Genomic DNA, 22,447 nt, shown 5'->3' with positions numbered 1-22,447 from the left:
ACCGCAGAACCCTCCCGCTCCTCCCGGCGGCAGGGCCCGGCCCTCGCCCGGACGCCCGCCCGCCCCGGACGCAAGCCTTCGTCGTACCCGCCGACCGGGACCGGACGGACGAGCCACCGCGAGCGACGTGAGCCGACGGACTCCGGCGGCAGACGCTCACCTGCCACGGCGCACGGCCCGCACGCCGAACACCGCCGCGCCGACGACGAGCACGACGCCCAGGAGTTGCAGCCCCGGGGAGTCGTCGGCCTCCCCGTACACGACTCCGGCGACACCGATCGCGACGCCGAGGAGGGCGACGAGGGCGAGGACGTACTTCATGGGGTCTCCCTTCGGGGACCGGTCGCACCGTCGGCGACCGGTCGAGGTTCCTGGTTCATTCGTCGACCCACTCGAGGAGGTCACCGGGCTGGCAGTCGAGCACCCGGCACATGGCCTCCAGGGTGCTGAACCGGACCGCCTTGGCCCGACCGTTCTTGAGCACCGCCACGTTCGCCGGGGTGAGCCCGACACGCTCGGCGAACTCGCCGACGCTCATCTTGCGCTTGGCCAGCTCGACGTCGATACGGACGACGATGGGCATCAGATCACCGCCTCCATGTCGGTGCGCAGCGTCGTGGCCTGGCGCAACAGCGCCCGCATGACCACCATCAGCAGCCCCAGCACGGCGACGCCGACCACCATCAGGAACAGCAGCAACGGCAGCCCGGGGTCGTCCGCGCGGAACCCGACGTAGAGGAACACCCCCAGGAGCACCACCCAGGCGGCGACGATGGCCCACACGATCGCGTCCACCCAGGCCAGGGAGCTCTCGGTGAAGATGCGGTCGTTCTTGACCAGGGTGAGCAGCTTCCAGGTGGACACGATCACCACCTGGACGCACAGCACCCAGAAGACCGCGACGGCGGTCAACGGCCACCTCAGGTAGGCGAGATCCGGGGACTCCTCGGCCATGTGCGCGAACTGCCCGGGCAGCGAGAAGGTCTGCAACATGAGCAGGACCCCGAACAGCAGTACGAGAAAGACTCTGAGCGGCGCTACCACTCGATGCTCGGCCAACATGTATCGAGTCTCGCTCGCTACCTATCGAAAGTCAATCGGTTCGCCAATCCTGGGGGTCACCCGGGCGGTCGGCGGGTCCGGCCAGGAGCACCCGACGGGGCCGGTCCGGGCGACGGGCGGGCCCCACCCGGGTCGCCGCTGCTCACGGGGGTCGACGCCGACCGGCGTGTGACTCGCCACCCGCCCTCGTCATTTAGGTTTGCCTACCCTTAGAGTTGCCACCGTGACGCCCCTGTCCGACCTGCTCCCGGCCGTACGCGCGGTGCCGTTCGTCCGCGATCTGGCCCGCCACGGTGACCGCCCCGCCGTCGTGACCGACGCCGGGGTCCTGTCGTACGCCGACCTGGCCGCCCGGGTCGCGCGGACCGCGCGACGGCTCGGTCCTCGCCGACGGCTGGTCCTGGTGACCGGGGCGAACACGGTCGACGCGCTGGTGGCGTACCTCGGCGCCCTGCACGGCGGACACCCGGTGCTGCTGGTTCCCGGCGACGGCCCGGCAGCCGGGACGCTGACCGAGGCGTACGACCCGGACGTGGTGATCGGCCCGGCCGACGGCGGGTGGACGCTGCGGGAGCGGCGGGACGGCACCGCCCACGACCTGCACCCCGACCTGGCGCTGCTGCTGAGCACCTCCGGGTCGACCGGCTCGCCGAAGCTGGTCCGGCTCTCCCACGACAACCTCCAGGCCAACGCCGAGGCGATCGCCGACTACCTGGGCATCCGCGACACCGACCGGGCGATGACCAGCCTGCCGCTGCACTACTGCTACGGCCTGTCGGTGGTGCACAGCCACCTGGCCCGGGGCGCCGCGCTGGTGCTCACCGACCGCTCGGTCGCCGACGCCTGCTTCTGGGACCTGTTCCGGCAGGCGCGGGCGACCACCTTCGCCGGCGTGCCGTACACCTTCGACCTGCTCGACCGGGTCGGCTTCGCCGCGATGGACCTGCCGCACCTGCGCTACGTCACCGTGGCCGGCGGCCGGCTCGCGCCGGAGAAGGTGGTCCGCCACGCCGAGCTGGGCCGGCGCAGCGGCTGGGACCTGTTCGTCATGTACGGCCAGACCGAGGCGACCGCCCGGATGGCGTACCTGCCGCCGGACCTCGCGGTGAGCCGGCCGGAGGCGATCGGCGTGCCGGTGCCGGGCGGGCAGTTCCGCCTCGCCCCGACGGCCGACCAGCCCGACGGCACCGGCGAGCTGGTGTACGCCGGCCCGAACGTCATGCTCGGCTACGCCGAGCGCCCGGCCGACCTGGCCGCGGGGCGTACCGTCGACGAGCTGCACACCGGCGACCTGGCCCGGCGCGGCCCGGACGGCCTGTACGAGATCGTCGGCCGGCGCAGCCGGTTCGCCAAGATCCTCGGCCTGCGGGTGGACCCGCAGCAGGTGGAGGCGCTGCTCGCCGCGCACGACGTCGACGCGGCCTGCCTCGGCGCGGACGACGAACTGCTGGTCGCGGTGGCCGGGGACGCCGACCCGCAGCGGGTCCGCCGGCTGGTCGCCGACGAGGTCGGGCTGCCGCCGCGCGCGGTCCGGGTGCTGCCGGTGGACGCGCTGCCCCGGCTGGGCACCGGCAAGGTGGACTATCCGGCGCTGCGCGCCCTCGCCGCGACTCCCCCGCCGGTGACCCCGCCGGCCGCGCCGCCCGGCGACGACCTGTGCCGGCTCTACGCCGAGGTGCTCGACCGCACCGACGTGACCCCGGAGCACAGCTTCGTCGACCTCGGCGGCGACTCGCTGTCGTACGTCGAGATGTCGGTGCGGCTGGAGCAGGTGCTCGGTCAGCTCCCGCCGAACTGGCACACCGTGCCCATCGGCGCGCTCCCCGCGCCCAGGGCCGGCCGGCCGCGCCGCCGCCGGGCGCTGGAGACGAGCGTCGCGTTGCGCGCGATCGCCATCGTGCTGATCGTCGGCTCGCACATCCCGCTGTTCACCCTCACCGGCGGCGCGCACCTGCTGCTCGGGGTGGCCGGCTTCAACTTCGCCCGGTTCCAGCTCACCGACGCGGGCCGGACCGACCGGCTGCGGCAGGTCCGCGCCGGACTGGCCCGGATCGTACTGCCCACCATGGCCTGGATCGCGGCGATGCTGGTGGTCACCGACCAGTACCGGCTGAGCACGCTGTTCCTGGCGCACAGCCTTCTCGGCCCGGACGACGCGAAGACCGAGTGGCACTTCTGGTTCATCGAGGCGCTGGTCTACATCCTGATCGGGGTGGCCGCCCTGCTGGCCGTGCCCCGCGTCGACCGGCTGGAACGCCGGCACCCGTTCGCCCTGCCGATGACCCTCGTGGGGCTGGGGCTGCTCAGCCGGTACGACGTGTTCGGCCTGGACGCCCGCTACGACCTGCCCACCGCGCTGGTGGCGTTCTGGCTCTTCGCGCTCGGCTGGGCAGCCGCCCGCGCCGACGGCGTCCGGCAGCGGCTGCTGGTGACCGCTGCCGCGGCGGCGACCGTGCCGGGCTTCTTCGGCCAGCCCGGCCGGGAGGCGCTGATCGTGGCCGGGTTCGCGCTGCTGATCTGGCTGCCGACCGTGCCGAGCCTCGGGCCGGTGAACCGGGTGGCGAGCGTCCTGGCGGGCAGCTCGCTGTACATCTACCTGACCCACTGGCAGGTCTACCCGCACCTGCGGGACCTGCCGCTGGTCGCCCTGGTCGCCTCACTGGCGCTGGGCATCGGGTACGCGACGCTGGTCAACCGGGCCGGCCGCTGGTTCGCGGGCCAACGGACTTCAACAAGACGTTGACAACGCCTCGTTCGACCGCGACGACCTCACCGCCGCGCTGACCCTGCTGCCACACCTACGCGCCGAGCTGGACACCCTGGAGGCGGGGCTGCTGACCCTGGCCCGGGACCGTGGGCTCACCTGGCAGGCGATCGCTCTCGGGCTCGGCAGCGCGCAGGCCGCCAAGCAGGCCGGGTCCCGCGATGGTGCACCGGATGACCCGCGACGACAGCAGCCGCCGCATCACCCCCGGTCCACCGAACCTGCTGCCCGCCGGTGTGCCGCCCCCACCCATCGTTGAGCCACCGCCCGCCAGTGAGCCGCCCGCCAGGTCGGCCACTGCCCGCCGGGGGCCGCCGCCCGCCAGCAAGCGCCGCCCGCCAGCGCGCTGCCGCTCGGCAGGTGGGCCGGCACGGCGGCGAGCGGACACGGCGGCGGGCGGGGTTGTCAGACTGAGGCCCGACCGGGACGGAGGACGCGATGACCCGCGACGAGATGGTGGCGTACTGCCTGGGCCTGCCGGCGGCCTGGCTGGACCGCCCTTGGGAGGAGACCGAGGTGGCCAAGGTGGGCAGCCGCATCTTCGCCTTCCTCGGCGCCCCGCACGATCCGCCCCGGGTGTGGGTGAAGTGCGGCCCGGACCGGGTGCTGGCCGACGAGTGGCTGCACCGACACCCCTCCGACGCGGCGGTGGCCCCCTACCTAGGCCGGTACGGCTGGAACGCGCTGCGGCTCGACGGCGGCATCGCCGACGACGAACTGTTCGAGGCGGTCGACGCCTCGTACGAGGCGGTGGTGGCGAGACTGCCGAAGCGCGAGCGCCCCGCCTGACGACCCCGAGAAATCCCTGATCCTCATCGCCGGGACAGCGCGACGCACCCACACCTGCTAAGTTTTTTTGGCATGTGCAGGTTTTCGCTATGAGCGCGTCGGAGCCGACCGGGGACGAGCTGCTCGCGGTGCTGGCCACGCTGGCGAACCCGCACCGGCTGCGGGTGATCGCCGCCCTCAGCCGGGAGCGCACCTACGTCAGCCGGCTCGCCCGTGACCTGGGCATCAGCCGGGCGCTGCTCCAACTGCACCTGCGCAAGCTCGAAGCCGCCGGGCTGGTCTCGGCCCAGCTCGAACTCTCCCCCGACGGCAAGGCCATGAAGTTCTACGAGGTCCGCCCGTTCGCGTACCGGTTGACGCCGGCCGTCATCGCGGACGCGGCCGACACGCTCAGCACCGACACCGAGGACAGCAACCGACAGGAAGGCGCACGGGATGGACGGACATGAACTGGCGGAGGTCGTCGGGGCGATCGGCATCTTCACCCTGATCACGGTCGTCGTGGTCACGGTCGTGGCCCGGATCGCGCCGACCTGGCGGGCCCGCGCGCAGGTGGCCCGCGACCAGGAGTACCGGGCGCTGGCCGAGCAATCGGCGCGTACCCAGGAGGAGCTGTCCCGGCAACTCGCGGTGATCAGCGGTCGCCTCACCGAGGTCGAGGGCCGGATGTCCTCGGTGGAGCGGGTCCTCAAGGACGTCGAGTAGGCAGGTGCCGGGTCGTCGAGCTGCAACTCGACGACCCGGCGGGACGAGCATCACCTCGCCGACGGCGAGCTCTCACGCGCGACACCCATCCAGGGAAAGGACAGCAGTTCATGCTGCGCGAACGCAAATCACCCACCCACCGACCCCCACCCCGCCCACGGCCGCTGACCGAACGCGTGGTCGCCTGGTCGGTGCGCCACCGCACCCTGGCGATCACCGGCTGGCTGGCCCTGGTGGCGGTGGCCGTCCTCGCCGGCGTACTGGTCACCGGGGAGCGAGCCCCCGTCACCGACCCCGGCGAGGCCGGCCGGGCCCGGCACGCGCTGGACGCCCAGCGCGGGTACGAGCCGATCCAGGAGCACGTGCTGGTGCGACGCCTGGCCGCCGACGGGCCACCGGCGACCACCGATCCCCTGCTGCGGGCGGCGGTCGCCGATCTGACCGCGACGCTGCGGGCGCTGCCGGTCGGCGGCGCCGCCGTCCACGACCCGTACGCCGCCGGCCAGGTCGACCGGATCTCCGCCGACGGACGCGCGGTGCTGGTCACCTTCGAGGTCGACGGCGACCTCGACCAACGCCGGACCGGGTGGGAGGCGGCCACCGCCGCCGTCGCCGAGGTCGGCGAGCGGCACCCGCAGGTCCGCCTCGCCCAGGCCGGCGACCGCAGCCTCTCCCGCGCCGTCGACCAGGGCGTCCAGGGCGACTTCGCGCTCGCCCACCACGTGTCGCTGCCGCTGACCCTGCTGATCCTGCTCGTGGTGTTCGGCTCCCTCGTCGCGGCGGCGGTGCCGCTGCTGCTGACCCTGACCGCCGTTCTCGCCACGCTGAGCCTGCTCCAGGTGGTCGACCACTGGCTGCCGATCAACAGCGTGACCGCGCCGATGGTGCTGCTGATCGGCATGGCGGTGGGCGTCGACTACTGCCTGTTCTATCTGCGCCGCCAGCGGGAGGAACGGGCCGCCGGACACGACCTGCCGACCGCCCTGGCGATCACCGCCGGCACCTCCGGGCGGGTCGTGGTGGTCTCCGGCGTCACCGTCGTGCTCTGTCTGAGCGGTCTGCTGCTCACCGGAATCGGGGCGTTCCGGGGTGCCGCCGTCGGCACGGTGCTCGTCGTCGGCGCGGCGATGCTCGCGTCGGTGACCGCCCTGCCGGCGATGCTGGCCGTGCTCGGCGACCGGGTGGACCGGATCCGCGTGCCGTGGCTCGGCCGGCGGCGCACCGGGTCCGCCCCGTCGCGGTTCTGGACCGTCGTCGCCGCCGGCGTGACCCAGCGTCCGCTGCTCTGGGGCGCGGTGGGCACCCTGCTGCTCGTCGTCCTGGCGCTGCCCGCGCTACGGATGCACCCGCAGGACGCCGCCGTGACCGACAGCCTGCCCCGCAGCGTTCCCACCGTGGACGCGGCGGTGCGGATGCAGCAGGACTTCCCGGGCGCCGCCGCGCCGGCCCGGGTGGTGGTGTGGAGCCGCGACGGGTCACCGGTCGCCGGGCGGGCCGACATCGACGCCGCCGTGGCGGCGCTGCGGGACCGGATCGCCGTCGACGGCGACGGGCTGGACGGCCCGGTCACCGTCGCCGCCGTCGACCGGGCGCTGGTGGTCCGGGTGCCGTTGGCCGGCTCGGGCACCGACCCGGCGTCGGAGCGGGCGTTGGCGACGCTGCGCGGCGACGTGCTGCCGGCGACCCTCGGCCGGGTCGACGGCGTGGGGCACGCGGTCATGGGTCGCACCGCGTTCGCCCACGACTTCACCGAACGGATGACCAGCCGGGCGCCCCTGGTCGTCGGGGCGGTGCTGCTGCTGGCCTTCGTCCTGCTCACGGTGACGTTCCGCAGCCTGGCGGTGCCGCTGGTGTCGATCGCGCTGAACCTGCTGTCGATCGGCGCCGCGTACGGGGTGCTCACCTGGGCGTTCCAGGACGGCCACCTCGCCGGACCGCTGGGCTTCACCCCGTACGGCGGGGTGGTCGGCTGGCTGCCGCTGTTCATGTTCGTCCTGCTGTTCGGGCTCAGCATGGACTACCACCTGTTCGTCCTCAGCCGGATCCGGGAACGGTGGGCGGCCGGCACCGCCCCCGGGCGCGCGATCGTCGAGGGCGTCGGGCGCAGCGCGGGCGTGGTCACCAGCGCCGCGACCATCATGGTGGCCGTCTTCGCGGTGTTCGTGACGCTCAGCGCAGTGGAGTACAAGATGCTCGGCCTCGGCATGGCGGTGGCCGTCCTCGTGGACGCCACGCTGGTGCGCGGCGTGCTGCTCCCGGCGGCGCTGGCGCTCTGCGGCGAGCGGGCCTGGGGTTCACGCCGCCCCTGACGGCGACGCGGCGCGCGGGGACGACCCCGCGCGCCGCGACCGGCCGTCACGACCTCAGCGGGGTACGACCCGCTCGGCGGCCCACTCCCGCCAGCCGGCCAGCTTGTCCGCCGCGGCGGCGAGCTGGTCGGCGACCGGGCCGGGGCCGGTGGAACCGGGAGTGACCCGGGCGGCCAGCGCCGAACGGACCGAGAGTACGTCGCGCACGCTCGGATCGAGGTGCGCGCTGACCGCGACCAGGTCGGCGTCGGAGACCTCGTCGAGGGCGCACTCCCGGGCCACGCAGAGCGCCACCAGCTTGCCGGTGATCTCGTGGGCGTCGCGGAACGGCACGCCCCTGCGGACCAGCCAGTCGGCCACCTCGGTGGCGAGCGAGAAGCCCACCGGCGCGGCGGCGACCAGCCGGTCGACCCGCACCGTCATGGTGGAGATCATCCCGGCGAGCGCGGGCAGCAGCAGCTCCAGGGTGTCGACCGCGTCGAAGGCCGGCTCCTTGTCCTCCTGCATGTCCCGGTCGTACGTCATGGGCAGGCCCTTGAGCATGGTGAGCACGCTCATCAGCCCGCCGACGAGTCGGCCGGACTTGCCCCGGGCCAGCTCGGCGATGTCCGCGTTCTTCTTCTGCGGCATGATCGACGAGCCGGTGGCGAAGGCGTCGTCCAGCTCCACCCAGCCGAACTCCTGCGACGTCCAGAGGACCACCTCCTCGCCGAGGCGGGACAGGTGCACCCCGATCATCGCGGTGACGAAGAGGAACTCGGCGACGAAGTCCCGGTCGGCGACCGCGTCCATCGAGTTGGCGAAGGACGTGCGGAAGCCCAGCTCCTTGGCCACGGCCACCGGGTCCAGCGGCAGGCCGGAGCCGGCCAGCGCGCCCGCGCCCAGCGGGCTGACCGCCGTGCGGTGGTCCCAGTCGCGCAGCCGTTCCAGGTCGCGCAGCAGCGGCTGCACGTGCGCCAGCAGCCAGTGCCCGAAGGTGACCGGCTGGGCGTGCTGGAGGTGGGTCATGCCGGGCGCGGCCGTCTCGACGTGCCGCTCGGCCTGCTCCACCAGGGCCTCGGCCAGCTCGACCAGCCGGGCGGCCACGCCCCGGGCGTGGTCGCGCAGGTAGAGGCGCAGGTCGGTGGCGACCTGATCGTTACGGGACCGGCCGGCGCGCAGCTTGCCACCGAGGCTGCCCAGCCGCTCCAGCAGACCGCGCTCCAGGGCGGTGTGCACGTCCTCGTCGTCGATGGTCGGGCGGAACTGACCGGAGGCGCAGGCCGCCTCCAGGTCGTCCAGCGCGGCCAGGATGCGGCCCAGTTCCTCCGGGTCGAGCAGGCCCGCGCCCGCCAGGACCCGGGCATGCGCCCGGGAGCCGGCGATGTCGTACGGGGCGAGACGCCAGTCGAACTGGACGCTCACCGACAGCCGGGCGAGGGCCTCGGCGGGTCCGCCGGCGAACCGGCCACCCCACAGGCTGGTCCGGTTGGTGGCGGCGCTGTTCTCGGTCAGGCTCTTGTCGTCCACGCCGCCCATTGTGGTTCCCACGATCAGGCACCGCCCAGCCGGGCGTCCCGCGCGGCGGCCATCTTGCTGGGCAGGCCCCAGAGCTGCACGAAGCCCTTCGCCAGCGACTGGTCGAAGGTGTCGCCGGTGTCGTAGGTGGCCAGGCCGAAGTCGTAGAGGCTGGCCTCGGAGCGCCGGCCGGTGACGGTCGCCCGGCCGCCGTGCAGGGTGAGCCGCACCTCGCCGGTGACGTGCCGCTGCGCGTCGTCGATGAACGCGTCGAGGCTGCCCTTGAGCGGGGAGAACCAGAGCCCGTCGTAGACGAGTTCACCCCAGCGCTGGTCGACGCTCTTCTTGAACCGGGCCAGGTCCCGCTCCACGGTGACCGCCTCCAGCTCCTGGTGGGCGGTGATCAGCGCGATCGCGCCGGGAGCCTCGTACACCTCGCGGCTCTTGATGCCGACGAGGCGGTCCTCGACCATGTCGAGCCGGCCGACGCCCTGCGCGCCGGCGCGCCGGTTCAGCTCCAGGATCGCCTGGTACGCGGTGACCGTCTCGCCGTCGACGGCGACCGGGACGCCGGCGTCGAAGGTGATGACGACCTCGTCGGCGTCGCGCGGCTCGGCCGGGTCGGACGTATACGAGTACAGGTCCTCGACGGGTGCGTTCCAGATGTCCTCCAGGAAGCCCGTCTCGACGGCGCGGCCCCACAGGTTCTGGTCGATGGAGTACGGCGACTTCGCCGACACGTCGATCGGCAGGCCCTTCTCCTCGGCGAAGGCGATGGCCTTGTCCCGGGTCCAGGCGAAGTCCCGGGCCGGGGCGACGATCTTCAGGTCGGGAGCGAGCGCGCCCAGGCCGACCTCGAAGCGAACCTGGTCGTTGCCCTTGCCGGTGCAGCCGTGCGACACGATGGTGCCCCCGTGCTTGCGCGCCGCGGCGACCAAATGCTTGACGATCAGCGGCCGGGACAACGCGGAGACCAGCGGGTAGCGGTCCATGTAGAGGGCGTTGGCCCGGATCGCCGGCAGGCAGTAGTCGGCGGCGAACTCGTCGCGCGCGTCGACCACCTCCGACTCGACGGCCCCGCAGTCGAGGGCACGCTGCCGGATGGCGTCGAGGTCCTCGCCGCCCTGCCCGACGTCGACCGCCACCGCGATCACCTCGGCGCCGGTCTGCTCGGCCAGGTAGGGAATGGCGACGGAGGTGTCGAGACCCCCCGAGTACGCCAGGACGACCCGCTCGGTCATGGTGTGGTGCCCCCTTCAACGTTCTCTTCGCGGCGGGCCCAGCCGGCGAGCTTGTCGCCGAGCGCGGCCCCGCCGTCGGCCTCGCGGGCCACGACGAGGATGGTGTCGTCGCCGGCGATGGTGCCGACGACCTCGGACAGGCCCGCCCGGTCCAACGCGCTGGCCAGGTACTGCGCTGCGCCCGGCGGGGTGCGCAGCACGGCGATGTTGCCGCTGGCGTCGACCCCGTTGAGCAGTTCGCGCAGCAGCCGCACCAGTCGGGCGGGGGCCGCCTCGGCGTCGCGCAGCGGCCGGTGGCCGTCCTCGGGGATGACGTAGACGGCCCGTCCGTCGCCGCCACGGGCGGTGACCGCGCCCAGTTCCTTCAGGTCCCGCGACAGGGTGGCCTGGGTGACCTGGATGCCGTCGGCGGCGAGCAGGTCGGCCAGTTCGGTCTGCGAGCGGATCGCCTTCTCCCGGATCAGCTCGACGATGCGGGCGTGCCGGGCGGCGCGGGTCAGCGGGGCGGTCATGGTGTCGAAGCCTCCAGGAGAAACGTCAGCAGCGCCTTCTGGGCGTGCAGGCGATTCTCCGCCTGGTCGAACACGGCGCTGCGCGGCCCGTCCAGCACCTCGTCGGTGATCTCCTCGCCCCGGTGGGCGGGCAGGCAGTGCAGCACGATCGCCTCGGGCCCGGCGTGGGCGAGCAGCGCGTCGTTGACCTGGTACGGCAGGAACGGGGTGATCCGGTCGAGCCCGTCGTCCTCCTGGCCCATCGAGGTCCAGGTGTCGGTGGCGACCACGTCCGCGCCGCGTACCGCCTCGACCGGGTCGACGAGCACCCGCACCGAGGCGCCGGTGCCGGTGGCGATCTTCTCGGCCCGGGCCACGATCTCCGGGTCGGGCTGGAAGCCGGCCGGCCCGGCGATCCGCACGTGCATCCCGGCGGTCGCCCCGGCCAACAGGTACGAGTGCGCCATGTTGTTCGCCGCGTCCCCGACGTACGCCAGGGTCCGTCCCCGCGTGTCGCCGAAGCGCTCGCGAACGGTGAGCAGGTCGGCCAGGAGCTGGCAGGGGTGGTAGTCGTCGGTGAGCGCGTTGACCACCGGCACGCCCGCGTGCGCGGCGACCTCGGCGATCCGGTCGTCACCGTGGGTGCGCAGCACGATCGCGGCGACGTAGCGGGAGAGCACCCGGCCGGCGTCGCCCAGGGTCTCGCCCCGCCCGAAGTGGGTGACCTGGGTGTCCACCACGAGCGGGTGCCCGCCCAGTTCGGCGATGCCGACGTCGAAGGAGATCCGGGTGCGCAGGCTCTGCTTGTCGAACAGCACGGCCACCGAGCGCGGCCCGGCCAGCGGCTGGTACGCGAACCGGTCGGTCTTCATCCGCGCGGCGATGTCGAGCACGGCCGACTGCTCGGCGGGGGTCAGGTCGTCGTCGCGCAGGAAGTGCCGGATCATGCGTTGGCCTCCGTGCCGGTCGTGAGGGTAGGGGCGGGGGCCGCCGCGTCCAGGGCGGCGGGCAGGGCGGCCAGGAAGGCGTCGACCTGCCCGGCGGTGAGGATCAGCGGCGGGGCGAGCCGGACCACCCCGGGCTGCACCGGATTGACCAGGAAGCCCGCGTCGCGCAGGGCGGCGGACACCGGGCCGGAGACCGGCTCGGTCAGCACGATGCCGAGCAGCAGCCCGGCGCCGCGCACCTGGGCGACCAGCGGGTGGCCGAGCGCCTCGACGCCCCGGCGCAGCCGCTCCCCGGTCCGCTTGACGTGGTCGAGCAGTCCCTCGCTGGCGATGGTGGCGACGACCGCGAGCGCGGCGGCGCAGCTGACCGGGTTGCCGCCGAAGGTGGTCCCGTGCGAGCCGGGGGCGAGCAGCTCGGCGGCCCGGCCGAAGGCGAGGCAGGCGCCGATCGGCAGCCCGCCGCCGAGCCCCTTGGCCAGGGTCACCACGTCCGGCTCGACGCCTTCGGCCTGGTGGGCGAACCAGTGCCCGGTGCGGCCGATGCCGGTCTGCACCTCGTCGAGGACGAGCAGCGCGCCGTGCCGGGCGGTGATCCGCCGGGCCGCGGCCAGGTAGCCGGCCGGGGGTACGACCACCCCGTTCTCGCCCTGGATCGGTTCCAGGATCACCATGGCGGTGGCGTCGGTGACGGCCGACTCCAGGGCGGCGACGTCGCCGTACTCGACGTGGGTGACGTCGCCGGGCAGCGGGCGGAACGGGTCGGCCTTGGCGGGCTGGCCGGTGAGCGCCAGCGCCCCCATGGTGCGACCGTGGAAGCCGCCCTTCGTGGCGACCACGTGCGAGCGGCCGGTGAGCCGGGACAGCTTGAAGGCCGCCTCGTTGGCCTCCGCGCCGGAGTTGGCGAAGAAGACCCGGCCGGGGCGGCCGGCCAGGGCCAGCAGCAACTCGGCCAGGGCCACCGGAGGCTCGGCGACGAAGAGGTTCGAGACGTGCCCGAGGGTGGCGACCTGCTTGGAGACGGCGGCCACCACGGCCGGGTGGGCGTGGCCGAGGGCGTTGACCGCGATGCCGCCGAGCAGGTCGACGTACTCCCGGCCGGCCTCGTCGACCACCACCGCGCCGGAGCCGGAGACCAGCGCCAGCGGCGGGGTGCCGTAGTTGTCCATCAGGGCCTGGCCCCAGCGTTCGACCAGCGTGCTCATGAGTCGGTCACCATGGTTCCGAATCCTTCCGAGGTGAAGACCTCAAGCAGCGTGGAGTGCGCGACCCGGCCGTCGACGACGTGCGCGGCGGGCACTCCCCCGCGCACCGCCCGCAGGCAGGCCTCCATCTTCGGCACCATCCCCGATTCCAGGGACGGCAGCAGCTTCGCCAGGTCGTCGGCGCTGATCTCGCTGACCAGGCTGCCGCGGTCGGGCCAGTCGGCGTACAGGCCGGGGACGTCGGTGAGGACGACCAGCTTGCGCGCCGCCAGAGCGACGGCGAGCGCGGCGGCGGCGGTGTCGGCGTTCAGGTTGTGCAGCACCCCGTCGGCGTCCGGCGCGACGGTGGAGATCACCGGGATCCGGCCGGCGGCGATCAGGTCGGCCACCGCGGAGACGTCGACCGACTCCACGTCGCCGACCTGCCCGACGTCGACCGGTTCCCCGTCGACGTACGCGGGTCGCCGCACGGCGGTGAACAGGCCGGCGTCCTCGCCGGAGAGGCCGACGGCGAACGGGCCGTACGCGTTGATCAGCCCGACCAGTTCCCGGCCGACCTGCCCGACGAGCACCATCCGGACGACGTCCATCGCCTCCGGGGTGGTGACCCGCAGGCCGCCCTTGAACTCGCTGGCGATGCCGAGCCGGCCGAGCATGGCGGAGATCTGCGGGCCACCGCCGTGCACCACGACCGGCCGCAGCCCGGCGTACCGGAGGAAGACCATGTCGGCGGCGAAGGCCCGCTGGAGTTCGGGGTCGATCATGGCGTTGCCGCCGTACTTGATCACAACGGTGGCCCCGGAGAAGCGGGCCAGCCAGGGCAGCGCCTCGATCAGCGTCTCGGCCTTGGCCTGGGCCCGGGTGAGGTCGACGGAGAGGCTCATGCCCGTACCTCCGGTCCGTTCGGCGCGCTCACGTCGAGTACGCCGAGTTCTCGTGCACGTACGCGTGCGACAGGTCGTTGGTCCAGACCGTCGCCGCCGCGTCCCCGGCGTGCAGGTCGATCCGGATGGTGACGTCCCGGCCGGTGAGGTCCACCGCGGAGCGGTCCTCGGCGGCGGCGCCGGAGCGGCACACCCAGATCCCGTTCACCGCGACGTCCACCCCGTCCGGCTCGAACGCGGCGGCGGTGGTGCCGACGGCGGCGAGGATCCGGCCCCAGTTCGGGTCGTTGCCGAACAGGGCGGTCTTGACCAGGTTGTTGCGGGCCACCGAGCGGCCCACCTCGACCGCGTCGTCCTCGCTCGCCGCGCCGACGACGTCGATGGCGATCTGCTTGGTGGCGCCCTCGGCGTCGGCGATGAGCTGCTGGGCCAGGTCGTGGCAGGCGGCGGTGACCGCGGCGGTCAGCTCGGCCTCGGTGGGCTCGATGCCGGACGCGCCGCTGGAGAGCAGCAGCACGGTGTCGTTGGTGGACATGCAGCCGTCGGAGTCGATCCGGTCGAAGGTGACCCGGGTGGCGGCCCGCAGCGCGGCGTCCAGGCTCTCCGGCCCGGCCACCGCGTCGGTGGTGAGCACGCAGAGCATGGTGGCCATGGCGGGGGCGAGCATGCCGGCGCCCTTGGCCATGCCGCCGACGGTCCAGCCGGCGCCCCGGGCCACGGTGGTCTTGGGCCGGGTGTCGGTGGTCATGATCGCCTCGGCGGCGGCCGGGCCGCCGTCGCGGGCCAGGCCCCGGATGGCGCCGCGCACGCCGGGCAGGAGCTTGTCCATCGGCAGCCGCTCACCGATCAGCCCGGTGGAGCAGACCGCGACCTCGCCGGCGCCGAGCATCAGCCGGGGGCTGACCGAGGTCAGCGCGGCGGCGGTGTGCTCGGCGGTGGCGTGGGTGTCCTGGAAGCCGCCGGGGCCGGTGCAGGCGTTCGCGCCGCCGGAGTTGAGCACCACGGCGCGGACCACGCCGCCCCGGACGACCTGCTGGGTCCAGAGCACCGGCGCGGCCTTGACCCGGTTGGCGGTGAAGACGCCGGCGACCCCGGCGTCGGGGCCGTCGTTGACGACGAGGGCGACGTCGGCGGCGCCGCTGGCCTTCAGCCCGGCGGCGACGCCGGCGGCCCGGAAGCCACGGGGAGCGGTGACGGTCATGGCGCGACTCCGAAGACGGGCAGTCCGGTGGTCTCGGGGAGACCGAGCATGAGGTTGGCGTTCTGCACGGCCTGGCCGGCCGCGCCCTTGCCCAGGTTGTCGATGGCGCTGACCACGATCACCCGGCCGGAGTCGACGTCCACGGCCGCCTGCAGGTGGCAGGAGTTCGCGCCGGCGGTGGCGGCGGTGTGCGGCCAGACGCCCTCGGGCAGCACGTGCACAAAGGGCGCGTCCGCGTACGCCTGCGCCAGCACGTCGCGCGGGTCGGCGTCGCCGGTGGGCACGGCGGTGACGGTGGCCAGGATGCCGCGCGGCATGGGCGCGAGGACCGGGGTGAAGGAGAGGCTGGTCGCCCCGGTGGCCTGCTTGATCTCCGGCACGTGCTGGTGGGCGCCGACCTTGTAGGGCGACAGGTCGCCCATCACCTCGCTGCCGAGCAGGTGGGCCTTGGCGGCCCGGCCCGCGCCGGAGGTGCCGGAGGCGGCGACGACCACCACGTCGGCGGGGAAGACCGCGCCGGCGGCGATCAGCGGGGCCAGCGCCAGGGTGGTGGCGACGGCGTAGCAGCCGGTGCTGGCGACCCGGGTGGCGGCGGCGATCGCCGCCCGCTGGCCGGGCAGCTCGGGCAGGCCGTAGGTCCACGCCCCGGCGTGCGGCCCGCCGTAGTAGCGGGCCCAGGCGTCGGCGTCGGTGAGCCGGTGGTCGGCGCCGAGGTCGACCACCCGGACCGTCTCCGGCAGGGCCGCGGCGAGGGCCGCCGACTGGCCGTGCGGCAGGGCGAGGAAGACCAGGTCCGCGTCGGCCAGGGTCGCCGGGTCGGTCGGCCCGAACACCAGGTCCAGGCCGGCGAGCTGCGGGTGTACGGCGGTGACGGGTTGACCGGCCTGGCTGTGCGCGGTGGCGGCGACCAGGTCGAACTCCGGGTGACCGGCGATCAGGCGCAGCAGTTCGCCTCCGGCGTACCCACTCGCGCCCGCGACCGCTACTCGAATACCCATACTCACCTCCGCATGACTATGCAATGAAGGCTAGTGCGGCGGCGGGCGCGGTGCAAGTTCATACTTTCCGCCGCATGGACATGTGGTGGTGACGCCGCTCACCGCGCCCGGGCCGGCCAGGCGGGGGACCTCCGCATTGACAGGAGCGCATATCCGCCCGATGCTGTGAGAGCGCTCTCTCAGAGAGCGCTCTCACAGGCGTCGTCCCTGCTCCTGTGGGAGCCCCCGTCCCCCACCCCGGCCACCGCCACCATCGACGGCGCGGCAGCCGGCCGAGCCGGGCCCGCCCGGGCCGAAGGAGTCGTCCTTGCGTACCCCCACCAGGCTGACGCGCGTCCTGCTGGCGCTCGTCCTGGCCAGCGCCACCTCCGTCGTGACGGCGGCGTCGCTCGCCCGCGCCGTCGGCCCCACCCTGCTCCCGATGACCGTCACCAACCACACCGGCCGCGCGGAGAGCGTCCACCTCTACGTGCTCGGCGTCGACCTCGGCTCCGGGCGGCTCGGGTACGTCGACGCGGCCGGAACCTTCACCCCCTGGCCCGCCGGCGGCCTGCCGCCCACCCCCGCCCCGGACGTCGCCATCGCCGGCCCCGCGCCGGGCGGCAGCACCACGCTGCGCATCCCGCGCAACCTCTCCGGCCGGGTCTACTTCTCCTTCGGGGAGAAGCTGCGCTTCGCCCTCACCCCGGACGGCCTGGTGCAGCCGGCCCCGTGGGCGGCCGGCGACCCCAACCGGGACATCCTCTTCGACTGGTCCGAGTTCACCTACAACGACGCCGGGCTCTGGCTCAACAGCTCCCAGGTCGACATGTTCGCCGTCCCGCACGCGGTCACCGTGACCGGCGCCGACGGGGCCACCCGCCGCACCGGCGAGGTCATCGACGGCGGGCGGCAGGCCGTCATCGACGCCGTCCGGGCCCAGCCCGGCTGGGGCGGCTCGGTGCAGACCCGCGCCGACGGCACCGTGCTGCGGGTGCTCTCCCCCGGCAAGGCCGCCGACGCCGGCCTGTTCAGCGCCACCTACCTGGACCCGTACATCACCGAGGCGTGGAACGCCTACACCACCCGGACGCTGACCGTGGCGCCCTTCGCCGCGCAGCCCGAGGTGAAGTACCTCGGGCGCACCAGCGGCAGCACGATGACCTTCACCGACACCGCCGGCCGGCAGGTCGCCAGCTTCACCAAGCCGTCCAGCTCCGACGTCTGGGACTGCGACGGGGCGCTCGCCGCGCCGAACGACCTGGTGGTCGGGCCGATCGCCCGGACCCTCTGCGCGGCGCTGCACCGCTCCACCCTGGGCACCCTGCACACCCAGCCCGGCGGCGGGCCGGCCGACTTCTACCGGGGTGAGCTGACCAACCACTACTCGCGGATCGTGCACGCGAACATGGTCGACGGCAAGGCGTACGGCTTCGCCTTCGACGACGTGCAGGCGCAGGAGTCCCTGGTGCACGACGGCGACCCGCGCGCCGCCGGCATCGAGCTGAGCCCGTTCGGCGCGGGCGGCACCCCACCGCCCAGCCCCACGCCGACCGCGCCGACCAGCCCGAGCAACAGTCCTTCACCCAGCACGAGCCCGTCGCCCAGCGCGACGGCCGGCCCGACGCCGACCTGCCCGACCGGCCGGCACCAGGTGCAGCCCGTCGAGTACCTGCTGGCCGGCGGTGCGCTCGGCGCCGAGCAGGGCCCGGCGGGCGGCGCCACGGTGCCGGCGGCGAACGGCAACCACGACGGCACCCCGACCGACCCGCTGGTCTTCACCACCTGCGGACTGGACGGCGCCTACCGGGGTGGCGCCACCGCGTTCCAGCTGGCCGTCGACGCCGGCACCGCGGTGGGCAACGGCGTGCAGGTCCGGGTGTCGTACGACCTGACCGGCGACGGGACCGTCGAACGGGTGGAGACCTACCGCTACTTCGCCACCGACCCGATCCCCGGCTGGGAGTCCTACGGAGCGCAGCAGGGGCTGCTCGCCGCTGCCGGGACTCTCGGCGACCTCTCCAACGGGACCGTCACGATCGAGGTCTGGAACGCCATCGGCGGCACGCCGACCACCCTCGGCATCGGCGACTCCTCCCGGATCAGCCTGCCGTTCACCGGCTGATCCACCGCCGCGTCCGGGACGGCTGCCACCGCCCGGACGCGGTACGGCGGGTGGGGTCCGCCGCGCCCCTGCTGCGGTGCGGCGCCCCCACCTGTCCAACCGGGAAGCACCGGCCGGAACCGGGTGCGGCGGCCCTCCCGGTGCCGGGGAGAGCCGCCGCACGATCAGTTGACCCGCTCCGCGAGCCCGTGCTGCCGCTCGTACGTCCGCAGCGCCGCGTCCCACGCCTGCGTGTACTCCGACGGTCCCAGATTGAGGTCGTTGTGCCCCCGCACCGCCTCCCGGAGCAGGCCGACCAGGTCGGGAACCGTCTCCCGGCGCTCCTCGACGTACCGGCGGAAGACCTCGGCGAACTGCTCCCCGGTCAGCCGGGCGGCGTGGGCGGTGACGGGGTCGTCCTCCAGCGCCTGCAGGACCGCACACCACCGCCGGGTCAGCTCATCGACCTGGCGTGCTCTGATCTTCTGCAGTTCGTGGTCGCACTCCAGCTTGATCCGCTCCTCCCAGTAGGGCCGTAGCCGCTCCCGGACCCGGTCATCGGGACGGACCCGCACCTGGGCGGAGAACTGGGGTGCGCTCTCGTCCCGGGGCCAGCGCTGGCCCGCCAACCGTTCGTTGAGAGCCCGCTCGAGATCGTGCGAACGGTGCGGCTCATACTCGCGGGCGAGATCGACCGCCCGGTCCCGGATGATTCCACCGGCCCAGCTCAGGTAGCGCTCGGCACGGAAGCGCAACTCCTCGAACGTCATGTGCCGCGCGGTCCACACGTAGACGGCGTGCAGGTGGAAGTCGAAGGCGTCCCCCCTCGCCGGGACCAGGATCGGCTGCGGCGCATCCTGACGGAACGACACCGTCGGAGGCACCAGCGGCGGGAGCGGAGCCGCCGGGACGGGCGTAGTCGGCGGGAACAGCGCGTGCCACCAGCGGCGGCGGTCCGGCTGCGGAGGGACGGACGGTCGGGCTCCGGCGTTGGCGTCGGTATGAGTGCTCATCGGGGCTCCTCGATGGTGAGTCGTCGTACGTCGTCGAGCAGGGTGTTGCGGGGCATCAGCGGAGCCCAGACATGTCGGAGCTGATGCTCCAGGCGGCGGCGCAGCGGTTCCCGACCCGCCACCAGCCGGGCGAGCAGTTCCAGGCAGTAGGCCGCGACCTCGGGCTGGCGGTCGGCGCGGTTCAGCCAGAAGCCGAGCGTCCGCCACGCGCGGTAGGCGGTGCCGGGGAGGCTGAGGGCGGCGGCCCAGCAGGTGACCAGGTCCGTCATGGCGACCGTGCCGCCACGCACCAGGTCGAGAAGCTCCGGCCAGTGCTCCCGGGGAGCAGGCGCCCACCGGTCGGCGAGCACCCGGAGGGCACGGCCGGCGTGCAACCGGACCTCCGGATCGGGCGAGGTGCTCCACTCCGCCAGGGCCGGCAGCACGCGCTCGGCATGGCCGGCGGCGTGCACCTCGACCAGGCCGCGCACCACCGAGTTGTGCCACCGCTGCATCCGCGCCTCGGCGATCCGGCGCAGCTGGACCAGCGCCGCGTCCGGCCACAGGCGAGCCAGCCCTGACGCGTACGCCCTGGCCACCGTGTCCCGAAGATGCGCCGGACCGCCCGTCGCCCAGCGGTCCAGCTCCACGCGGACCGGCTGCCGCAACTGCGGCTGCATGGCCATGGCCACCAGTGCGACGGCGGCCGCCTGCCGCACGCCCGCCCGGCGCTCCCTGGCGAGAAGGTCGACCGTGTGCAGCGCCGCCCGCACACCGTGCCGGCCGGCCCAGCCGATCGAACCCGCAGCCGCCTCCCGCACGCCGGGGGAACCGGTCCGCACCAGCTCGGCCAGCCAGCCGAGCAGCTGCTCCGGGGGCCACCAGTCCGACCAGGCCACGTCCAACAGACTGGTCCGCAACTGGTCGTTGCCGGCGGAGAACTCGAGCCGTCGCCCGCCCGTCGGTCGATCGTCGTCGACCAGCAGGACCGCCTGCCGTAGCACGGGGCCGACCAGCGCCTCGACCGTTCCGCCGGCCAGGCTCGCCGGCGCAGGCGCGGGGAACTCAGCGATCGACCCGGACGCCGCCAGCAGCCGCCCGGCAGCGTGGATCTCGGTCACCGGTAGCCCCGCCAGGACGGCGCACGACACCCGGAACGCCCGGCAGTGCTGGGCGCTCCAGGGACCGGCGGCGGACGACGTGTCCCCGACGGCCAGGATGCTGGTCGCCCGCTCGTGCAGCTGACGCGGCAGCAACCGCTCCAGCCGATCGGTGAGGTCGGCGGTCCGTGGCGGCGACTGCGCCATCAGCTCCGCGAGCCGTACGACCTCGCCCACCCGGGGGCCACCGGACAGGTGGGCCGCGAGGAGTGGGTGTGCCACACACTCGTCGACGTACGGGTCGAGGCAGTCACCCACGCAGCTGTCCGAGCACCACCCGACGCAGTGTCCCCGCAGCAGGCGGCGTAGCTGCGCCCGGAACACGTCCCCCGGAGCCGCCGGGCGGTGCGACACCAGATGCCCGGCGAGCGCATGGTCACGTCGTCCGAAGTCCCCGACCAGCAGCAGGGTACTGCCGAGCATCTCGGCGCGGGCGGCCAGCGCGACGAGCGTCATCCCGTCCAGCTCGCGAACCGCACCGTCGGTCAGTCGCAGCACGTGGCCGTAACCCGGGCGCAACGGCCCGTCCGGACGCAACAGGTCGGTCAGCTGCTCCGCGTCGAGGACCGCGACCTGGTCGAGGCCATGCCGGCGGGCGGAGGCCAGGCATGCCGCGCTCTGCCGCCCCGTCCCCTCCGGACCCGACAGGCAGAGCAGATGACGCTGTTCGAGCAGCCGATCGAGCTGCTGGTCGCTCGGGGTGGGCGCGTAGCCGTCGGCCAGTTGCCGGACCCAGGCCCCACTGAGCGTCTCGGACCAGGTGCGACCGCCGGAGTCCACGCCCGTCGTGGTGATGTTCACAGTGCCGATCGCGGTCGCCCCCGGTCCGGTTGCGTTCTGGCCGCGCACCCGTACGTCGCCGACATCGATCAGGGACGGGGCGCCGAGCAGGGACGCGAGCCGGGCCAGGACCTGACCGGCGTCGACCGCCTCCTCGGGCTCGTCGGCGAGATCCCGCTCGTCGGGGTTCTCGTCCTCCGCAGACCGCGCCGACGGGTCGGGCGGCCCCTCCTCCGGCCCGCCCGGCCGCTCACCGTCGTCGCGTGTCAGCTCTTCGTCGACGCCGGCCAATGGCACGGGCACCGGGCCGGACGACGCGTCGGCGGGGTCAGCCAGCGGTTCACCTGCCCACGTCGTCCCGGTCATCGGCCACCACCGTCGGCGCCGAAGGTGACATCGCGACCGACCGAGCCAATCGCCGTCGCGTTCGGTCCGATCGCGTTCTGGCCACGGACGTGGACGTCACCGGTGCTGATCTGCGCCCCGGTCGACGGGGCTCCCCTGTCCCGCTCCGCGGGCGATCGTCGTCTCTCCTCCGTCCCCCGTTCGGCGGGGCGGGGGGAGGGCGGCACCGGCGAGGCGTCCGACGGCTCCCAGGACGAGATGTCCTCGTCGACGACGCAGAGCCAGGCGTGCTCCCGGAAGTCCTTGTCCGGGTGCGCGATCTCGACACGGCGGAATCGCTCCGGGCGCATCTGCTCGGGATACTCGGTGACGATGTCCCGGTAGATCTCCGTGGAGACCACCAGCGCGACCCCGGCGCCGGGGAAGGCGGCCAAGGCCTTCCGCACGGGGTCGGCCTCACACAGGCGGCAGACGTGCACGACGGCGTTGCCGGGGAAGCCGTTCGCCCCGTCGAGGTGGACCATTCCCTGGTGGACAGCCACCCTGAGGCGGATCCGCGCAGCCGGTAGGCGGCTGCTGTTGTGGTGTCGCAACCGGCGGTCCAGCTCGGGTACGAAGCGGCCGATGACCCGCGCCTCGGGAACGTCCCTGGGCAAGATCGCCAGTTCGCCGTCGCCCGCCTGCTGGGTCGTCCAGGTGACGCGGTCCAGCCCGACGTCACGCGCCGCCATCTGCAGCAACTGCTTGAAGTCCTGCTGCGCCTCGTACTGCTGGAGGTTGCTGCGCCGGCTGTACCGCTCCATGTCCACGGCCACCAGGAGTCGCCGCTCGGGATGTCGCATCGTCTTTGCACCCTTCGTCACCAGGCCCGCCGTACGCACGGGCACCGCAGGGACATCGAAGCGACACCGGCCGGTCGAGAACCCGTAGAAGTAGGGCATCGGCCGAAACTGTCGGGCAGCGGTCATCCCATCCTGGTCAGGGATCAGGGAGGTCC

At 73.7% G+C, this 22,447-nt stretch carries 20 protein-coding genes; 6 read left to right on the top strand and 14 right to left on the bottom strand.

Annotated features, from left to right (window positions below; genetic code table 11):
* Positions 1–156 precede the first annotated feature (156 nt).
* From GA0070614_RS30660 to GA0070614_RS26710, 3 genes are read right to left on the bottom strand one after another with little or no spacing between them, the layout of a single operon-like run.
* Positions 157–321, bottom strand: coding sequence for a hypothetical protein (locus GA0070614_RS30660; RefSeq protein WP_172892511.1), 165 nt, complete (start codon positions 319–321; stop codon positions 157–159).
* A 55-nt stretch (positions 322–376) separates the two neighbouring features.
* A complete protein-coding gene (locus GA0070614_RS26715) occupies positions 377–583 on the bottom strand; it encodes a helix-turn-helix domain-containing protein (RefSeq protein ID WP_026874506.1) in 207 nt (68 codons plus the stop codon).
* Positions 583–993, bottom strand: a complete 411-nt coding sequence (locus GA0070614_RS26710) for a DUF2975 domain-containing protein (protein ID WP_231933395.1) — start codon at positions 991–993, stop codon at positions 583–585. The genes GA0070614_RS26715 and GA0070614_RS26710 overlap by 1 nt, the downstream gene beginning before the upstream one ends.
* Positions 994–1,285: 292 nt before the next feature.
* On the opposite strand from GA0070614_RS26710, the gene GA0070614_RS26705 reads away from it, so the two are divergent.
* The 5 genes from GA0070614_RS26705 to GA0070614_RS26680 all read left to right on the top strand — a co-directional run bounded on the left by GA0070614_RS26705 (position 1,286) and on the right by GA0070614_RS26680 (position 7,629).
* Positions 1,286–3,805, top strand: coding sequence for an AMP-binding protein (locus GA0070614_RS26705; protein ID WP_088978536.1), 2,520 nt, complete (start codon positions 1,286–1,288; stop codon positions 3,803–3,805).
* 459 nt (positions 3,806–4,264) lie between these two features.
* The gene (locus GA0070614_RS26695) at positions 4,265–4,615 is read left to right on the top strand and encodes an MmcQ/YjbR family DNA-binding protein (protein ID WP_088978535.1); all 351 of its coding nucleotides are present in this window, start codon (positions 4,265–4,267) and stop codon (positions 4,613–4,615) included.
* 89 nt (positions 4,616–4,704) lie between these two features.
* Complete coding sequence (locus tag GA0070614_RS26690; RefSeq protein ID WP_088978534.1) at positions 4,705–5,064, top strand: ArsR/SmtB family transcription factor; 360 nt, start codon at positions 4,705–4,707, stop codon at positions 5,062–5,064.
* Positions 5,051–5,320 (top strand): hypothetical protein, encoded by a 270-nt coding sequence (locus tag GA0070614_RS26685; protein WP_088978533.1) that lies wholly within the window; start codon positions 5,051–5,053, stop codon positions 5,318–5,320. The genes GA0070614_RS26690 and GA0070614_RS26685 overlap by 14 nt, the downstream gene beginning before the upstream one ends.
* 110 nt (positions 5,321–5,430) lie before the next feature.
* The gene (locus tag GA0070614_RS26680) at positions 5,431–7,629 is read left to right on the top strand and encodes an MMPL family transporter (RefSeq protein WP_088978532.1); all 2,199 of its coding nucleotides are present in this window, start codon (positions 5,431–5,433) and stop codon (positions 7,627–7,629) included.
* 54 nt (positions 7,630–7,683) lie between these two features.
* Here the strand turns inward: GA0070614_RS26680 and argH are convergent, their stop codons facing one another.
* From argH to argC, 8 genes are read right to left on the bottom strand one after another with little or no spacing between them, the layout of a single operon-like run.
* On the bottom strand, positions 7,684–9,147 hold the full coding sequence (gene argH, locus GA0070614_RS26675; RefSeq protein ID WP_088978531.1) for an argininosuccinate lyase: 1,464 nt from the start codon (positions 9,145–9,147) through the stop codon (positions 7,684–7,686).
* Between the two features lie 14 nt (positions 9,148–9,161).
* On the bottom strand, positions 9,162–10,367 hold the full coding sequence (locus GA0070614_RS26670; RefSeq protein WP_088978530.1) for an argininosuccinate synthase: 1,206 nt from the start codon (positions 10,365–10,367) through the stop codon (positions 9,162–9,164).
* Complete coding sequence (locus GA0070614_RS26665; protein ID WP_088978529.1) at positions 10,364–10,879, bottom strand: arginine repressor; 516 nt, start codon at positions 10,877–10,879, stop codon at positions 10,364–10,366. Before GA0070614_RS26665 ends, GA0070614_RS26670 begins: the two co-directional genes overlap by 4 nt.
* The gene (gene argF, locus GA0070614_RS26660; protein ID WP_088978528.1) at positions 10,876–11,805 is read right to left on the bottom strand and encodes an ornithine carbamoyltransferase; all 930 of its coding nucleotides are present in this window, start codon (positions 11,803–11,805) and stop codon (positions 10,876–10,878) included. The genes GA0070614_RS26665 and argF overlap by 4 nt, the downstream gene beginning before the upstream one ends.
* A complete protein-coding gene (locus GA0070614_RS26655; protein ID WP_088978527.1) occupies positions 11,802–13,007 on the bottom strand; it encodes an acetylornithine transaminase in 1,206 nt (401 codons plus the stop codon). Before GA0070614_RS26655 ends, argF begins: the two co-directional genes overlap by 4 nt.
* Positions 13,004–13,891 carry an acetylglutamate kinase gene (argB, locus tag GA0070614_RS26650; protein ID WP_088978526.1) on the bottom strand — a complete coding sequence of 296 codons (888 nt, stop codon included), beginning with the start codon at positions 13,889–13,891 and terminating at the stop codon, positions 13,004–13,006. The genes GA0070614_RS26655 and argB overlap by 4 nt, the downstream gene beginning before the upstream one ends.
* A gap of 28 nt (positions 13,892–13,919) precedes the next feature.
* Positions 13,920–15,092 (bottom strand): bifunctional glutamate N-acetyltransferase/amino-acid acetyltransferase ArgJ, encoded by a 1,173-nt coding sequence (argJ, locus tag GA0070614_RS26645; RefSeq protein WP_088978525.1) that lies wholly within the window; start codon positions 15,090–15,092, stop codon positions 13,920–13,922.
* Positions 15,089–16,090, bottom strand: coding sequence for an N-acetyl-gamma-glutamyl-phosphate reductase (gene argC / locus GA0070614_RS26640; protein WP_088978524.1), 1,002 nt, complete (start codon positions 16,088–16,090; stop codon positions 15,089–15,091). The genes argJ and argC overlap by 4 nt, the downstream gene beginning before the upstream one ends.
* A 307-nt stretch (positions 16,091–16,397) precedes the next feature.
* Between argC and GA0070614_RS26635 the strand changes: the two genes are divergently transcribed.
* Entirely contained in the window at positions 16,398–18,194 is a 1,797-nt protein-coding gene (locus GA0070614_RS26635; protein ID WP_231933394.1) for a glycoside hydrolase family 64 protein, read from the top strand.
* Between the two features lie 164 nt (positions 18,195–18,358).
* Here the strand turns inward: GA0070614_RS26635 and GA0070614_RS26630 are convergent, their stop codons facing one another.
* Genes GA0070614_RS26630 through GA0070614_RS26620 form a run of 3 tightly spaced genes read right to left on the bottom strand, consistent with a single transcriptional unit; the run spans position 18,359 to position 22,391 of the window.
* Entirely contained in the window at positions 18,359–19,186 is an 828-nt protein-coding gene (locus GA0070614_RS26630) for a hypothetical protein (protein WP_088978523.1), read from the bottom strand.
* Complete coding sequence (locus GA0070614_RS26625) at positions 19,183–21,471, bottom strand: hypothetical protein (protein WP_157745096.1); 2,289 nt, start codon at positions 21,469–21,471, stop codon at positions 19,183–19,185. The genes GA0070614_RS26630 and GA0070614_RS26625 overlap by 4 nt, the downstream gene beginning before the upstream one ends.
* Positions 21,468–22,391: a hypothetical protein gene (locus GA0070614_RS26620; RefSeq protein WP_231933393.1), complete on the bottom strand. Its 924-nt coding sequence runs from the start codon at positions 22,389–22,391 to the stop codon at positions 21,468–21,470. The genes GA0070614_RS26625 and GA0070614_RS26620 overlap by 4 nt, the downstream gene beginning before the upstream one ends.
* Positions 22,392–22,447 lie beyond the last annotated feature (56 nt).

This window comes from Micromonospora coxensis (assembly GCF_900090295.1).
Classification (GTDB): domain Bacteria; phylum Actinomycetota; class Actinomycetes; order Mycobacteriales; family Micromonosporaceae; genus Micromonospora; species Micromonospora coxensis.
This window is presented reverse-complemented; position numbering and strand designations above follow the sequence as displayed.

Excerpts from the sequence above, each read along its gene's own strand:
- GA0070614_RS30660 (WP_172892511.1), bottom strand. The coding sequence starts at position 321 with ATGAAGTACGTCCTCGCCCTCGTCGCCCTCCTCGGCGTCGCGATCGGT.
- GA0070614_RS26715 (WP_026874506.1), bottom strand. The coding sequence starts at position 583 with ATGCCCATCGTCGTCCGTATCGACGTCGAGCTGGCCAAGCGCAAGATG.
- GA0070614_RS26710 (WP_231933395.1), bottom strand. The coding sequence starts at position 993 with ATGTTGCAGACCTTCTCGCTGCCCGGGCAGTTCGCGCACATGGCCGAG.
- GA0070614_RS26695 (WP_088978535.1), top strand. The coding sequence starts at position 4,265 with ATGACCCGCGACGAGATGGTGGCGTACTGCCTGGGCCTGCCGGCGGCC.
- GA0070614_RS26690 (WP_088978534.1), top strand. The coding sequence starts at position 4,705 with ATGAGCGCGTCGGAGCCGACCGGGGACGAGCTGCTCGCGGTGCTGGCC.
- GA0070614_RS26685 (WP_088978533.1), top strand. The coding sequence starts at position 5,051 with ATGGACGGACATGAACTGGCGGAGGTCGTCGGGGCGATCGGCATCTTC.
- GA0070614_RS26680 (WP_088978532.1), top strand. The coding sequence starts at position 5,431 with ATGCTGCGCGAACGCAAATCACCCACCCACCGACCCCCACCCCGCCCA.
- argH (WP_088978531.1), bottom strand. The coding sequence starts at position 9,147 with ATGGGCGGCGTGGACGACAAGAGCCTGACCGAGAACAGCGCCGCCACC.
- GA0070614_RS26670 (WP_088978530.1), bottom strand. The coding sequence starts at position 10,367 with ATGACCGAGCGGGTCGTCCTGGCGTACTCGGGGGGTCTCGACACCTCC.
- GA0070614_RS26665 (WP_088978529.1), bottom strand. The coding sequence starts at position 10,879 with ATGACCGCCCCGCTGACCCGCGCCGCCCGGCACGCCCGCATCGTCGAG.
- argF (WP_088978528.1), bottom strand. The coding sequence starts at position 11,805 with ATGATCCGGCACTTCCTGCGCGACGACGACCTGACCCCCGCCGAGCAG.
- GA0070614_RS26655 (WP_088978527.1), bottom strand. The coding sequence starts at position 13,007 with ATGAGCACGCTGGTCGAACGCTGGGGCCAGGCCCTGATGGACAACTAC.
- argB (WP_088978526.1), bottom strand. The coding sequence starts at position 13,891 with ATGAGCCTCTCCGTCGACCTCACCCGGGCCCAGGCCAAGGCCGAGACG.
- argJ (WP_088978525.1), bottom strand. The coding sequence starts at position 15,092 with ATGACCGTCACCGCTCCCCGTGGCTTCCGGGCCGCCGGCGTCGCCGCC.
- argC (WP_088978524.1), bottom strand. The coding sequence starts at position 16,090 with ATGGGTATTCGAGTAGCGGTCGCGGGCGCGAGTGGGTACGCCGGAGGC.
- GA0070614_RS26630 (WP_088978523.1), bottom strand. The coding sequence starts at position 19,186 with ATGAGCACTCATACCGACGCCAACGCCGGAGCCCGACCGTCCGTCCCT.
- GA0070614_RS26625 (WP_157745096.1), bottom strand. The coding sequence starts at position 21,471 with ATGACCGGGACGACGTGGGCAGGTGAACCGCTGGCTGACCCCGCCGAC.
- GA0070614_RS26620 (WP_231933393.1), bottom strand. The coding sequence starts at position 22,391 with ATGCCCTACTTCTACGGGTTCTCGACCGGCCGGTGTCGCTTCGATGTC.